The sequence below is a fragment of the Methylobacterium sp. HMF5984 genome (assembly GCF_045033435.1).
Lineage (GTDB): Bacteria > Pseudomonadota > Alphaproteobacteria > Rhizobiales > Beijerinckiaceae > Methylobacterium.
The window spans coordinates 2,270,894-2,283,589 of the sequence record NZ_JBJFLN010000001.1; the positions used below are offsets into that span (position 1 = coordinate 2,270,894).

The 12,696-nt window shown below is 73.5% G+C and carries 14 protein-coding genes; 6 read left to right on the top strand and 8 right to left on the bottom strand.

Annotated elements, in window-relative coordinates; genetic code table 11:
- Positions 1-20 precede the first annotated feature (20 nt).
- Genes ACFZ8E_RS10935 through ACFZ8E_RS10955 form a run of 5 tightly spaced genes read right to left on the bottom strand, consistent with a single transcriptional unit; the run spans position 21 to position 4,092 of the window.
- Positions 21-695 (bottom strand): urease accessory protein UreF, encoded by a 675-nt coding sequence (locus ACFZ8E_RS10935; RefSeq protein ID WP_405042766.1) that lies wholly within the window; start codon positions 693-695, stop codon positions 21-23.
- Positions 688-1,221, bottom strand: coding sequence for an urease accessory protein UreE (locus tag ACFZ8E_RS10940; RefSeq protein ID WP_405042767.1), 534 nt, complete (start codon positions 1,219-1,221; stop codon positions 688-690). Before ACFZ8E_RS10940 ends, ACFZ8E_RS10935 begins: the two co-directional genes overlap by 8 nt.
- Before the next feature lie 4 nt (positions 1,222-1,225).
- Entirely contained in the window at positions 1,226-1,711 is a 486-nt protein-coding gene (locus ACFZ8E_RS10945; RefSeq protein WP_147843752.1) for a DUF29 domain-containing protein, read from the bottom strand.
- A 31-nt stretch (positions 1,712-1,742) separates the two neighbouring features.
- Positions 1,743-3,470, bottom strand: coding sequence for an urease subunit alpha (gene ureC, locus ACFZ8E_RS10950; protein WP_405042768.1), 1,728 nt, complete (start codon positions 3,468-3,470; stop codon positions 1,743-1,745).
- 1 nt (position 3,471) lies between these two features.
- A complete protein-coding gene (locus ACFZ8E_RS10955) occupies positions 3,472-4,092 on the bottom strand; it encodes an urease subunit gamma (RefSeq protein WP_147729308.1) in 621 nt (206 codons plus the stop codon).
- A 188-nt stretch (positions 4,093-4,280) separates the two neighbouring features.
- On the opposite strand from ACFZ8E_RS10955, the gene ACFZ8E_RS10960 reads away from it, so the two are divergent.
- Genes ACFZ8E_RS10960 through ACFZ8E_RS10975 form a run of 4 tightly spaced genes read left to right on the top strand, consistent with a single transcriptional unit; the run spans position 4,281 to position 7,676 of the window.
- Positions 4,281-5,432 carry an acyl-CoA dehydrogenase family protein gene (locus tag ACFZ8E_RS10960; RefSeq protein ID WP_147858763.1) on the top strand — a complete coding sequence of 384 codons (1,152 nt, stop codon included), beginning with the start codon at positions 4,281-4,283 and terminating at the stop codon, positions 5,430-5,432.
- Between the two features lie 56 nt (positions 5,433-5,488).
- Positions 5,489-6,223 carry a PIG-L deacetylase family protein gene (locus ACFZ8E_RS10965; protein ID WP_147729492.1) on the top strand — a complete coding sequence of 245 codons (735 nt, stop codon included), beginning with the start codon at positions 5,489-5,491 and terminating at the stop codon, positions 6,221-6,223.
- Positions 6,220-6,831, top strand: a complete 612-nt coding sequence (locus ACFZ8E_RS10970) for an SAM-dependent methyltransferase (RefSeq protein WP_147844414.1) — start codon at positions 6,220-6,222, stop codon at positions 6,829-6,831. Before ACFZ8E_RS10965 ends, ACFZ8E_RS10970 begins: the two co-directional genes overlap by 4 nt.
- Positions 6,828-7,676 carry a glycosyltransferase family 2 protein gene (locus ACFZ8E_RS10975; RefSeq protein ID WP_405042769.1) on the top strand — a complete coding sequence of 283 codons (849 nt, stop codon included), beginning with the start codon at positions 6,828-6,830 and terminating at the stop codon, positions 7,674-7,676. The genes ACFZ8E_RS10970 and ACFZ8E_RS10975 overlap by 4 nt, the downstream gene beginning before the upstream one ends.
- Positions 7,677-7,684: 8 nt before the next feature.
- On the opposite strand, the gene ACFZ8E_RS10980 is transcribed toward ACFZ8E_RS10975, so the two are convergent.
- The 3 genes from ACFZ8E_RS10980 to ACFZ8E_RS10990 are packed head-to-tail and all read right to left on the bottom strand — an operon-like array spanning position 7,685 to position 10,943.
- Positions 7,685-8,755 (bottom strand): glycosyltransferase, encoded by a 1,071-nt coding sequence (locus tag ACFZ8E_RS10980; RefSeq protein WP_405042770.1) that lies wholly within the window; start codon positions 8,753-8,755, stop codon positions 7,685-7,687.
- Positions 8,752-9,837 (bottom strand): glycosyltransferase, encoded by a 1,086-nt coding sequence (locus ACFZ8E_RS10985; protein ID WP_405042771.1) that lies wholly within the window; start codon positions 9,835-9,837, stop codon positions 8,752-8,754. Before ACFZ8E_RS10985 ends, ACFZ8E_RS10980 begins: the two co-directional genes overlap by 4 nt.
- Positions 9,838-9,839: 2 nt before the next feature.
- On the bottom strand, positions 9,840-10,943 hold the full coding sequence (locus ACFZ8E_RS10990; RefSeq protein WP_405042772.1) for a glycosyltransferase family 4 protein: 1,104 nt from the start codon (positions 10,941-10,943) through the stop codon (positions 9,840-9,842).
- A 287-nt stretch (positions 10,944-11,230) separates the two neighbouring features.
- Here ACFZ8E_RS10990 and ACFZ8E_RS10995 point away from each other — a divergent pair, with 287 nt between their 5' ends.
- Both ACFZ8E_RS10995 and ACFZ8E_RS11000 read left to right on the top strand, forming a co-directional pair.
- The gene (locus ACFZ8E_RS10995; RefSeq protein ID WP_405042773.1) at positions 11,231-11,944 is read left to right on the top strand and encodes a cytochrome b/b6 domain-containing protein; all 714 of its coding nucleotides are present in this window, start codon (positions 11,231-11,233) and stop codon (positions 11,942-11,944) included.
- On the top strand, positions 11,941-12,687 hold the full coding sequence (locus ACFZ8E_RS11000) for a molybdopterin-dependent oxidoreductase (RefSeq protein ID WP_405042774.1): 747 nt from the start codon (positions 11,941-11,943) through the stop codon (positions 12,685-12,687). Before ACFZ8E_RS10995 ends, ACFZ8E_RS11000 begins: the two co-directional genes overlap by 4 nt.
- Positions 12,688-12,696 lie beyond the last annotated feature (9 nt).

Sequence of the window (12,696 nt, forward strand, 5' to 3'; positions counted from 1 at the left end):
GGGCAAGCTCCGTCAGAGGATCACGAGCGGAAGATCCGCGAATACTGGGTCTCGTGCCGGAACGAGCCGAGATCGAGGCGAAGCGTCGCCGAGCCGAGGTCGTCGAGGCTGCAGGCCTCCGCCTGCTGGGCGAGCGCGGCGATGCGCGGGCTCAGGCCGGCGATGATCCGCGTGCCCGCGGCCTGCCCGATCGGCGCGGCGCGCAACGCGGCCGAGACGAGGTTCTGGACGAAGGCGAGTCCGTAGGCGGCCAGCATCCCCGGCCGGTCCATGCCGTGCGCGCCCGCGGCGGCCCCGACCGCGACCGGGTAGGCGACCGCCCCCGGCAGCGCCCCGGCGACCCCGTCGAGGGGTGGGCACGGCCAAGCCGCCAGGGTCGCGTCGAGGAAGCTGCGGCCCTGCTGGCTCGTCTCGAGGTGAAGCTCGCGCGACGGCGCCAGCGCCAGGGCGAGATCGTTGATCCCGGCGAGGTCCGGCAGAGCCGCCGCCGCCGCGGCGCGGTGGGCGTGGGCCGCCAGGATCAGGTCGTTGCGGCCGGCCCCGTGCTCCATCACGTCGCCGAGCCAGCCGGAGATGCCCGCCTCGTCGGCGACGTCGCCCGCCTCCACCGCCCATTCGAGCCCGTGCGAGTAGGCGTAGGCGCCGACCGGGTAGGTCGGCGACAGCCACGCCATCAGCCGGATGCGCTCAATCATGGGTGTGGTAGCGCCCGTCGCCGTGATGATGGGCGCGGCCGCCCGCGGGCTCGCCAGGGTCGCCGACATCATGGCCATGCGCCTGGGCGTGGCCGCCGGCATAGGCGCCCCCTTCCGGTCGGAACGGGCGCTCGACCGGCTCGGCGCTGCCGCCGAGGCCCCGCACCATCTCGGCCAGCACATGGTCGAAGGCGATGAACACCGCGTCCGCGGTGATCTCGGCCGGGATGTGCCGGTTGCCGATATGCCAGATCAGCCGCTTCAGGGCGAGGTCCGACCCGGCCCGGACCTCCAGCAGGCGCTCGGGCGCGGCCTCGACCCAGACGAGCCGCCCATCCTCCAGCGCCAGCGCGTCGCCGTCGTCGAGCACCATGGGCTCGGGCAGATCGAGCAGGAAGGCGAGCCCGCCGACGCCGCGCATCGCCATGCGGCGGCGATGCCGGTCGCCGTGGTCGAGCACAATGCGGTCGACGATCTCGGCTCCGGCGAGAACGTCGGCGCGGATGACGCGGGTGGCGCGGATCATGGGGTCAGGACTGATCCAGCAGGTCGGGCTCCTTGGGCAGGTAGTCGAGGTCGAGCGCCTGAACGACCGTGAACGGCGGCACCTCGGGAAACAGCGTGAAGTCGATGCCGGTCTCCTTCGACGCCAGCAGGCGGCCGGACAGGTAACACGCGTCGAAGACATCCGCCGGGTAGCGCTTGAGGCTGGGGCTGGCGCGCAGAACACGGCCGATCCGGGTCCGCTGCTCGAAGATCGTGGCCGTCCAGCTGTTGTTGCGCAATCCCGGCTGGTACTTCCACTTGAGGAGATGGCCGAGAAGAACGTCCAGGCGGCTTTCGATCTGGTGCTTCTCGCTGCCGCCCACGCTCCTCACCTCGTCGATCAGGTTCCTCAGGTCGAGCTCGTCGAACCGGCGTGCCCGCAGCAGCTCGGCCTGGGCCTGCGTCCAGAGATAGAAGTCCGTCTCATAGGGATCGGCCGCCGGAGGCGGTCTCAGCGCGGCGTTCGACATCGTGGCTCTCCTCGAACGTGCCGATCCTACCTCAAAACAAAAAGTACCGCTGCGCCATCGGCAGCACGTCGGCCGGTTCGCAGACCAGCAGCTCGCCGTCGGCGCGCACGTCGTAGGTCTCGGGGTCGACCTCGATCTCGGGCGTCGCGTCGTTGAGGATCATGCTCTTCTTCGAGATGCCGCCGCGCACGTTCTCCACCGCGACGAGCTGCTTCTGGACACCCAGGCGCTCGCGCAGGCCGTCCGCGATCGCGGCCTTCGAGACGAAGGTCAGCGCGGTCGCGAACGGCGCGCGGCCGTAGGCGCCGAACATCGGACGGTAATGCACCGGCTGCGGCGTCGGAATCGAGGCGTTGGGATCGCCCATCGGCGCCACCGCGATCATGCCGCCCTTGATCACGAGGTCGGGCTTCACCCCGAAGAAGGCCGGCGACCACAGCACGAGGTCGGCGAGCTTGCCCGGCTCGACCGAGCCGATATGGGCCGACACGCCGTGCGCGATCGCCGGGTTGATCGTGTATTTCGCGATGTAGCGCCGCGCCCGCAGGTTGTCGTTGCCCGAGGCGTCGCCGGGGAGGGCGCCGCGCTGACGCTTCATCTTGTCCGCCGTCTGCCAGGTGCGGATCGCGACCTCGCCGACCCGGCCCATGGCCTGGCTGTCCGACGACATCATCGAGAGCGCGCCGATGTCGTGCAGGATGTCCTCGGCCGCGATCGTCTCCTTGCGGATGCGGCTCTCGGCGAAGGCGAGATCCTCCGGGATCGACGGGTCGAGGTGGTGGCACACCATCAGCATGTCGAGATGCTCGTCGATAGTGTTTTTCGTGTAGGGCCGCGTCGGGTTGGTGGACGAGGGCAGCACGTGCGCAAGCCCCGCCACCTTGATGATGTCGGGCGCGTGCCCGCCGCCGGCGCCCTCGGTGTGGAAGGCGTGGATGGTGCGGCCGGCGAACGCCGCGATCGTGTCCTCGACGAAGCCCGACTCGTTCAGCGTGTCGGTGTGGATCATCACCTGCACGTCGTGCTGGTCGGCGACCGTCAGGCAGGTGTCGATCGCCTTCGGCGTGGTGCCCCAATCCTCGTGCAGCTTGAGCGCGCAGGCGCCGGCCCGCACCATCTCGACGAGAGCCTCGGGGCGCGAGGCGTTGCCCTTGCCGGCAAACGCCAGGTTCATCGGAAAGCTGTCGGCCGCCTCGATCATCCGGGCGATGTGCCAGGGGCCCGGCGTGCAGGTGGTGGCGAAGGTGCCGTGCGCCGGCCCGGTGCCGCCGCCGAGCATGGTGGTGATCCCCGAGCACAAGGCCTCGTCGATCTGCTGCGGGCAGATGAAGTGGATGTGGCTGTCGAAGCCGCCGGCGGTGAGGATCTTGCCCTCCCCGGCGATCACCTCGGTGCCCGGGCCGACGACGATGTCGACGCCCGGCTGGATGTCCGGGTTGCCGGCCTTGCCGAGCCGGACGATCCGCCCCTTCACGATCCCGACGTCGCACTTCACCACGCCCCAATGGTCGAGCACGACTGCGTTGGTGATCACCGTGTCCACCGCGCCGTCGGCGTTGGTGACCTGGCTCTGCCCCATCCCGTCGCGGATCACCTTGCCGCCGCCGAACTTCACCTCCTCGCCGTAGGTGGTGAAGTCGCGCTCGACCTCGATCTCCAGGCAGGTGTCGGCGAGCCGGATGCGGTCGCCGGTCGTGGGCCCGAACATGTCGGCATAGGCGGCGCGGGGGAGGGCGGCGCGGGGGGGCGTGTTGGCCATGCTAGAGCGCCCCCATCACGTCGCCGCGGAAGCCGTACACCGTCCGCCCGCCGGACAGCGGCACCAGGGCCACCTCCCGCGTCGAGCCGGGCTCGAACCGCACCGCCGTGCCCGGCGCGATGTCGAGGCGCCGGCCGCGGGCCTTCTCCCGGTCGAAGCGCAACCCCGGGTTGACCTCGAAGAAATGGTAATGCGAGCCGACCTGGATCGGCCGGTCGCCGACATTGGCGACCTCGACCACGGTGCGCTCGCAGCCTTCGTTGAACACGATCTCGCCCGGCAGCGTGGTGACGGCGCCCGGCACGTCGGGGGAGGGCGCGCCGCGCACCGGATGGTGCACGGTGACGAGCTTGGTGCCGTCGGGGAAGGTCGCCTCGACCTGGATGTCGTGGATCATCTCGGCGATGCCCGGCATCACCTGGTCCGTGGTGAGCACGTTGGCGCCCGCCTGCATCAGCTCGGCGACCGAGCGCCCGTCGCGGGCGCCCTCGACCACGACGTCGGTGATCAGCGCGATCGCCTCCGGGTGGTTGAGCTTGACGCCGCGGGCGAGGCGGTTCCGCGCGACCTGCGCGGCCATGGCCACGAGGAGCTTGTCTTTTTCGCGAGGCGTCAGCAGCACGAGGAGCCCTCTCGGATTTCGGCCGGTCCGGACTCGTTTCGGCCGGTTCGGACCTGGAGCAAGGATCATGCTGGTGCGACGGTCAAGCCTTCCGGGCGACCGGAACGTGCCGCGCCTACCGCTGATTGAACCTTCGCGCGTCCGTACATGGCGCGTTCACGCGCACGCGTCATTCTGCGGATCCGAACATGACGATTCCCCTCCCCATCGCGCTCGTGAACGCGCGCCCCGTCGGCATCGCCGAGCTCGCCGCCTCCGCGGTGGCGCGCGCGCCGGCGCCCGATCGGCACGGCAGCTTCCCCGTCGAGGCGATCGCGGCGCTGCGCGGCGCCGGGCTGCTCGTCGCGCCGCTGCCCGAGGCGTTGGGCGGAGCGGGCTTGTGCACGCCCGGCGGCGCCGACCGCCTGCGCGACGTGCTGCGCGGGATCGGGCGCGGCAACCTCGCGGTCGGGCGGATCTACGAGGGCCACGTCAACGCGCTGGCGCTGGTGCTGCGCTACGGCAGCGATCCGGTGCGCGCGCGCTTCGCGGCCGATGCCCGTGCCGGGCACCTGTTCGGCGTGTGGAACACCGAGCCGGCGGAGCCGGGCGGTCTCGCGCTCGGCACGGAGGCGGATCCGGCGGTGCTGACCGGCGCGAAGTCCTACGCCTCGGGGGCCGGGCACGTCACGCGCCCGCTGGTGACCGCGCGGCTGCCGGACGGGCGCCGCCAGATGCTCGTGGTGCCGCTCGATCCGGAAGCCCGCGCCGAGCTCGCCGACTGGCGCGCCCACGGGATGCGCGCCTCCGCCACCGGCACCGTCGACTTCTCCGGCCTGCGGGTCGAGCCCCTGGACCGCATCGGCGCCCCCGACGACTATTATCGCCAGCCGTTCTTCGCCGCCGGGGCGTGGCGCTTCCTGGCGGTCCAGTGCGGCGGCATCGAAGCGGTGCTGGAGGCGCATCGCGGCCACCTGACCGCGACCGGCCGCGGCGGCGATCCGCACCAGCGCGCCCGCCTCGGGCAGGCGGCCACGGCCGCCGAGACCGCGCGCCTGTTCGTGGAGCATGCCGCCCGGCTGGCGACGACGGAGCCCGTCGAGGGCGACCGGGCGGTCGCCTACGTCGCCCTCGCCCGCGGCGCGGTCGAGCGGGCGGGCCTCGACGCGATCGAGCTGGCCCAGCGCTCGGTCGGCCTCTCCGGCTTCCTCGAAGCCCACCCGCTCGAGCGGCTGGTGCGCGACCTCGCGACCTACCTGCGCCAGCCGGCCCCCGACGGCGCCCTCGTCAGCGCGGCGGCCTACGTCGCCGGGGCCGACGCCCCGGTCCACGCACTCTGGCACGACCCCGAACCGACCTGACAGCCGCATCGACGCACGACCCCGTCGCGCCGAGCCCTGCGAACCGCCGAGACCCGATGCGCGCCGACGCCTTCCTGCCCCTCCTCGACACCCTGCCCGTCGCCGATCTCTCGGCGATGGCGACGCGCGGCCTCGTCGTGGTCGCCCCCCATCCCGACGACGAGAGCCTCGGCTGCGGCGGCCTGATCGCCGAGGCGCGGGCGCGCGGCCTGCCCGTCCGGCTCGTCGTCGTCAGCGACGGCTGCGGCTCGCATCCGAATTCCCGCCTGTACCCGCCCGAGCGGCTGCGCGACTTGCGCGAGGACGAGACCCGCCGGGCGGTCGGCGAGCTCGGGATGGCGCCCGAGCACGTCGCCTTCCTGCGCCTGCCCGACGCGCACGTGCCGAGCACCGGCGCGACGGCGCAGGCCGCGGCCGAGGTAATCGCGGACGCCGTGCGCGAGAGCGGGGCCGATGCGGTCTTCGTCACCTGGCGCCACGACCCGCATTGCGATCACACCGCGGCGGCCGACATCGTCGGGCTCGCCCGCCCGCTGATCCCCGGCATCCGCGCCTACGCCTACCCGGTCTGGGGCTGGACCCTGCCGCCGGAGCGCGAGGTCGGGCCGGCGCCGACCGGCTTCCGGCTCGACGTCGAGGCGCACCGCCCCGCCAAGCGCCGGGCGGTCGCGGCGCACGCCTCGCAGACGACGCGGCTGATCGCCGACGATCCGGACGGCTTCCGCCTATCGGAGGCGATGGTCGAGCGCCTGTGCGGCCCCTACGAACGCTTCGTGGAGCTGCCGCGATGAGCCGCCGCGCCGACTCGCTGACGCCGGATTACTTCGCCGGGCTCTACGGCGCCGACCCCGATCCCGATCCGTGGGGCTTCACCACCAGCGCCTACGAGGCCGCCAAGTACGCCGCGACGCTCGAAGCCCTGCCGCGCGAGCGCTACGCCTCGGGCCTCGAGATCGGCTGCTCGATCGGCGTCCTCACCCACCGGCTCGCGCCGCGCTGCGCGGCGCTGCTCGGCATCGACGTGGTCGAGACCGCGCTCGCCGCCGCCCGCGCCCGCAACGCCGCGACGCCATGGGTGCGCTTCGAGGCCTGCGCGATCCCGGATGCCTGGCCGGCGGGCCGGTTCGACCTGATCGTGCTGTCGGAGGTGGCGTACTTCTTCTCGCGCGCGGACGTCGCGCGGATCGCGGCGCGGATCGGGTCGTCGATCCTGCCCGGCGGCGACATCGTGCTGGTGCACTGGCTCGGCGAGACCGACTATCCGCTCTCGGGCGACGCCGCGGCCGAGGCCCTGATCGCGGATGCGCGCTTCGCACGGCCGGTGCATCGGATCCGCGCCGCCGAGTACCGCCTCGACGTGCTGCACGTGGACGGGGTCGCGGCCGAGGTCTCGGCGTGAGCGTCAGCGTCGTCACCCTGAACAAGGGCCGCGGGCACCATCTCGCGCGCCTGCTCGAAGGCCTCGGGCGCGGCGCGCCGCCGGCGGAGGCCGTGATCGTCGAGATGGGCGGCGACGACGGCCCGCTGCCGGATCTCGGCTTCCCGGTGCGGCGCACGCATCTGCGGCGCGACGGCCTGCCCCTCGCCGCGGCCCGCAACGCCGGACGCCGCGCGGCGTCCGGCGACGTCCTGGTCTACCTCGACGTCGATTGCATCCCGTCGGCGACCCTGGTGTCCGGGCTCGCCGCATCCGTCGCCGAGCACGACGGGCTGATCTGCTGCGAGATCCGCTACCTTCCGGGCGCTGCGGTCTCCGACGGCTGGACCGAAGCCGGCCTCGACCGGGTCGGCCACCGTCATCCGGCGCGCCGCTTCCCGGAGGCCGGCGTGATCCCGGCGCCGCAACCGGGCCTGTTCTGGTCGCTCGCCTTCGCGGTGCGGGCCGCCACCTACGACCGCATCGGCGGCTTCGACGAGGGCTTCACGGGCTACGGCGCCGAGGACACCGACCTCGCCTTCCGCGCGGCGCAGGCCGGGGTGCCGGTGCTGTTCGCCGGCGGGATGCACGCCTTCCACCAGCACCACCTGTCCTGCGACCCGCCGCTGCAGCACTTCACCGACATCGTCGCCAACGCCCGGCGCTTCCACCGACGCCATGGGATCTGGCCGATGGACGGCTGGCTCGACGCCTTCGCCGGGCTCGGGCTGGTGGCGGCCGACCGCGCCAGCGGCCTCGCCGTGCTGCGTTCCCCGACCGAGGCCGAGATCGCCGCGGCGCAGGTCCCCGCCGACCGGCCGTTCTGAGCGCGGGCTCAGCGTACGTCGAGGCCGGCGGCGATCCGCTCGATCGTCGCGGCCAGCCGCGGCACGGCGTCGGGATCGTGCAGGGCGGACATCGCCGCGGGGTCGAGGGCGAGGCCGGCCGCAACGATGGCGGGCCAGGCGGACGCCTCCGGCCAGGACGGGCGCACCACGGCGGCGCCGAGGCGCCCGAGCGCCGCCGCCTTCTCGGTCTGCTCGCCGAAGGCCCGCGGTTCGGGCAGGCAGACGAAGCGGCGTCCCGCAGCCGCCACCGCCGCGACCACGCCGTCGCCGCCGCCCCCGACGACCAGGGCGGCGCGGGCGAGATGCGGGCCGATCTCGGCGACCCATCCGTGCAGGTGCAGGTTCGGGGGCGGATCGGCGACCATGCCCGCGACCGGACCGAGGACGTGCCAGGCGCGATCCGGCACCGCGCGCGCCGCGGCGGCAAGCTCGGCGGCATCGCCGCCCGCGCCGCCGCGGCCGAACACCACGACGATCGGGCCGTCGGGGTCCGGGGCGGGGCCGGGGCGGGCGGTCGCGCCGAGGAAGCCGGCGTAATGGGTCCTGTCGCGCACCCAGGCCGGGACGGACGCGCCGTCGAGGGCGCGCGGGAACGGTGCGATCAGGCGCTCGGCGCTGCGGAAGGCCTCGAGATGGGGCGGATCGGTCCGGGTGCCGGCGAGCCGCACCATCAGCACCGGCACCGACATCAGGCGCGCGAACAGCGCGACCTCGACCGAGACGTCGACCACGATCAGGGCGGGGTCTTCCCGCGCGATCCAGGCCGCGATCGCCGCCATGCGGTCGCGCAGGCCCGCCAGCCCGAGGGGCGCGTAGTGGAAGGCCTCGGGGCGCGTCGCCGCCCCGTCACGGCCGTCGAAAGCGGCCTCGGGCGAACGGGCCTCGGGCAAGCGGTCGTCGGGCAGGTCGAGCACGCTGCCCGGCGCCGCGTCGCGATCGAGGCCGGCCAGCGTGCCGATCAGGGTGCAGGGCCGGTCGAGGTGCCGGGCGATCGCGCAGGCGCGCTGCCAATGGCCGGCGCCCTGATGGTGGACGTAGTAGCCGACCGGCCGCTTCACGCGGCCGCGCTCGGGCGGAGGATCGTGTCGAAGGCGGCGAGCGCTGCGTCGAGCTCCATCTCCGGAGTCGGTCCGTCGGCGGCCTCGCACAGCGGGCCCGCCCGCTCGACGAAGGCGATGTCGTTGACGCAGGCATCCGGGCTGATGGATGCGAGGTCCGCCTCGGTGAGGCCGAACGCCGCGAGGGCGGCAAGGCGCCCGGGTCCGGCCGTGCCGCGGAAGACGCTGCGCAGCGCCGCGCGCCGCGCGATCACGGCTTCCCAGTGGCTCGGTGCGGGCAGGCGGTAGGGGAGGCCGGCGCGGGCGGTGACGGCGCGCCGGACCATCTCGGTGGCCATGCCGCCCTGCGCCCGGCCGGCGGCGCGGTCGGAGACCATCACCGACACCTCGGGACAGTGGCGCAGGCGTCCGCCGCCCTCGCGGACGCGGGCGACGAGGGCGTTGTCCTCGCCGCGCGGCAGGGCCGGCAGGCCGCCGACGCTGCGATACAGCGCGGCGCGCAGCGCGAGGCTCGCGCCGGTATGGTCGCCGTGACGGGGGGCGGGATCGTGCGGCGGCGGATCGAGCGCGTCCTCGATCCGGCGGACGGCGGCCCAGTAGCGCTCGATCCGGTCATGCAGGTCGGCGAGCGCCGGATCGGTCTCTTGTTCCGGGTCGATCACGAGACGGCCGCCGACGATCTCGGCGCCCTCCAGCGCCCGGAGGTTGGCGGCGAGCCAGGTCCGCGGCACCCGCGCGTCGGCGTCGGTGGTGAGCAGGATGCCGTCGGGATGCCCGTCGGCGTCGAGCCAGGCGGCGCCGGCATCGAGCGCCATCCGCCGCGCGGTGCCGACATGGGCCTCCGCCGGCTCGAGATGCGCCTCGATCACCCGGATCGCGAGCGCGGGCGCCTCCCCCGCCGCCTCCATCGCGCGCACGGCGGCGACCGTGCCGTCGGTGCAGTTGTTGGCCACGATCAGGACGCGCAGGGGCGTCCCGGCCGAGAGGCCGTCCTGTGCGGCCAGCGAGCGGAGGAGGCGCGGCAGGCAGCGCACCTCGTCGCGGGCGGGCACGCAGACGACCGCCTGTTCGGACGGGCGCATGGTCAGGCCTGCGCGCCGGCGACGCGGCGCAGGCGCGGCACCGGCAGCAGCGAGAGGTCGTGCGCGGCGAGCGCCGCGTCGTAGAGCGCCTCGTAGCCGGCGGTCATCGCGTCGGCGTCGAACAGGTCCTCGGCACGCTGCCGGCAGGCGCGGCGGTCGAGGGCGACGGCGCGGACGATCGCGTCCGACAGGCTCGCGACGTCGTCGGGCGCCGCCAGCGCGCCGCAGGTGGCGTCGAGGATGTCGGGGAGCGCGCCGCGGCGGAAGCCGGCGACCGGCGTGCCGCAGGCCAGCGCCTCGGCGACCACCAGCCCGAACGGCTCCTCCCAGCGCGGGGTGACCAGGGCCGCCCGCGCCCCGCCGAGGTGACGCGCGAGCTCGGCATGGCCGAGATGGCCGAGATCGACGAGGTCGTCCCCGAGGCGCGGGGCGATCCACTCCGCCCAGTAGGCGGGATTGGGCCGCGGGCCGGCGAAGTGCAGCGGGAGGCCGGCGGCGCGCGCGGCGTCGATCGCCAGGTGCAGCCCCTTCTCCGGCACGATCCGGCCGGACCAGACCACGTAGGGCACCGGGTCCGGCGCCGGGCGGTAGACGAAGACCGTGAGCTCGACGCCGTTGCCGATGACGACCGGCTCGGCGACGATCTCGCGCCACGCGTCGGCCGTGTGGTTCGAGACGGCGGCGAACGGCATGCCGGCGGGAGCAGCGCGCACGCCCGCCTCAAGCGAGTCGAACGGGGGCGTGTGAAGCGCCGTCACCATCGGCACCGCGAGGTCCCGGCTCCGGCGCAGCGGCAGGTCGTGAAGACTGTTGTTGTGCACGATGTCGAAGTCGCCGGCCCGCACCATCTCCATGATCCGCGCATAGGCCGCGTTCTCGGCGCGATCGATGGACGCATGACGCAGTGGATCGCCGAGCCCGTCACCGGTCGGCGGGCAGACGCAGACCGGCGCAAGTGTCGGATCCGAACCCTCCGAGGCGAACAACGTCACGTCGTGCCCGCTTCGCATCAGGGCGCCGGCGAGGAGATGCGTGTGCATCTCCAGACCGCCCGGATACGGCTGCGCGATGGGGAACTTCAGGTGGGCGATGAGAGCGATCTTCACGGAAGCTCGTTTTCCAGCGACGGAGGCCGTGGTCGCACATCGCATATCCTGTCTGTGTGCAGGATGAACGGATGCAACATTGCTGATTCACCGACCATCCCGGAAGCCGAGGATGACCGCAACGGTTCCCGCGTCGACGCAAGGTGCTGGGGACAGCGGGCCGCCATCGTATACGCCCGGGCGGCACGGGTCTCGCGGCGCCGGGGCCGCGGCGGACTTTCACATTGGATCGATCGAGGGGCCGTGCGATCCTGCCCCATGATGCAGGACCATCCGATCGGCGCACGATGACGGGACGCGAGGACGGCCGGATCCGCCATCCCGCCTGGGTGCGGGCGACGCACTGGATCAACGCCGCCGCGTTCGTCGCGCTCGCGATCAGCGGCACGGCGATCCTGCTGGCGCTGCCGCGGCTGTTCTGGGGCGAGACGGGCGCGCTCGATGCCCCGGCATGGATCGCCCTGCCGCTGCCGGTGAACCTCGAGCAGACCGGCTGGGGCCGCAACATCCACTTCCTCGCCGCCTGGATCTTCGTCCTCAACGGGCTGCTCTATCTTGCCTGGAGCCTCGCGACGCGCCACCTGTCCCGCCGGCTGCTGCCGGATGCGGACCAGGTCCGCCCGGCGCACATCGCCGGCACGGTGCGCGAGCACCTGCACCTGCGCGGCCCGGGGCCGACGCAGACCCGCTACAACGTTCTGCAGAAGCTCGCCTACCTGGCGGTCGTCCTGGTGCTGTCGCCGCTGATGCTGCTCACCGGCCTGACGATGTCGCCCGGGGTCACGACGGCGATCCCCGAGCTGTTCGACCTGTTCGGCGGACGGCAGTCGGCCCGGACCCTGCACTTCCTGTGCGCGTCCCTGCTGGTGGCGTTCCTCGCCGTGCACGTCTGGCAGGTCCTGGCCAACGGCCCGGCGGCGCTGATGCGCGGGATGACCATCGGGCGCCGGGCGCCGGCCGCGGAACCCGCGCGGCGGCACGAGCGCGAGGCGAAGCGATGAGCGACATCTCCCGGCGCAAGCTGATCCTCGGCGCCTCGGCCCTCGGCGGCACCGGGCTGCTTCCCGGCTGCGAGAGGATCGGGGAGGGCGGCCCGAGCCGCGGCGGCCTCTACGGGATCAGCGAGCGCCTGAGCTTCACGGTGCAGCGCTTCCTGCTGCGCCATCAGCCGCTGGTGCGCGAGTTCTCCCCGGACGCGATCTCGGCGGTCTTCCCGACGATCAACACCACCGACCCCGACGACGTTGCCTACCGCCGCTCGAAGGAGATCGGCTTCTCGGACTGGCGCCTGCCGGTGCGCGGGCTGGTGGCGAACCCGGCCGCATTCTCGCTCGCCGACCTGAAGGCGATGCCCGCCCGCACCCAGATCACGCTGCATTCCTGCGAGCAGGGCTGGTCGGCGATCGGCGGATGGACCGGGGTTCCGCTGGCCCACGTCCTGGCCGTCGCCGGCCTGAAGCCGGAAGCGCGCTTCATCGTGATCCGCACCGTCGACGGCTGGTGGGACACCTACGACCTGTTCGACGCGCTCCACCCGCAGACGATCCTCGCCTACGGCATGAACGGCGGCACGCTGCCGATCGCGCACGGCGCGCCGGTGCGGCTCCGGGTCGAGCGGCAGCTCGGCTACAAGTCGCTGAAGTACCTCGCCTCGATCGAGGCCGTCGATCGCGTGGACGGCCTCGGCCAGGGCCGCGGCAGCATGGTCTCCGAACTCGGCTTCAGCTGGTACGCGGGGATCTGAGGCGTCCGC

Coding starts and splice junctions, on each gene's coding strand:
- ACFZ8E_RS10935 (WP_405042766.1), bottom strand. CDS start 695: ATGATTGAGCGCATCCGGCTGATGGCGTGGCTGTCGCCGACCTACCCG.
- ACFZ8E_RS10940 (WP_405042767.1), bottom strand. CDS start 1,221: ATGATCCGCGCCACCCGCGTCATCCGCGCCGACGTTCTCGCCGGAGCC.
- ACFZ8E_RS10945 (WP_147843752.1), bottom strand. CDS start 1,711: ATGTCGAACGCCGCGCTGAGACCGCCTCCGGCGGCCGATCCCTATGAG.
- ureC (WP_405042768.1), bottom strand. CDS start 3,470: ATGGCCAACACGCCCCCCCGCGCCGCCCTCCCCCGCGCCGCCTATGCC.
- ACFZ8E_RS10960 (WP_147858763.1), top strand. CDS start 4,281: ATGACGATTCCCCTCCCCATCGCGCTCGTGAACGCGCGCCCCGTCGGC.
- ACFZ8E_RS10965 (WP_147729492.1), top strand. CDS start 5,489: ATGCGCGCCGACGCCTTCCTGCCCCTCCTCGACACCCTGCCCGTCGCC.
- ACFZ8E_RS10970 (WP_147844414.1), top strand. CDS start 6,220: ATGAGCCGCCGCGCCGACTCGCTGACGCCGGATTACTTCGCCGGGCTC.
- ACFZ8E_RS10985 (WP_405042771.1), bottom strand. CDS start 9,837: ATGCGCCCGTCCGAACAGGCGGTCGTCTGCGTGCCCGCCCGCGACGAG.
- ACFZ8E_RS10995 (WP_405042773.1), top strand. CDS start 11,231: ATGACGGGACGCGAGGACGGCCGGATCCGCCATCCCGCCTGGGTGCGG.
- ACFZ8E_RS11000 (WP_405042774.1), top strand. CDS start 11,941: ATGAGCGACATCTCCCGGCGCAAGCTGATCCTCGGCGCCTCGGCCCTC.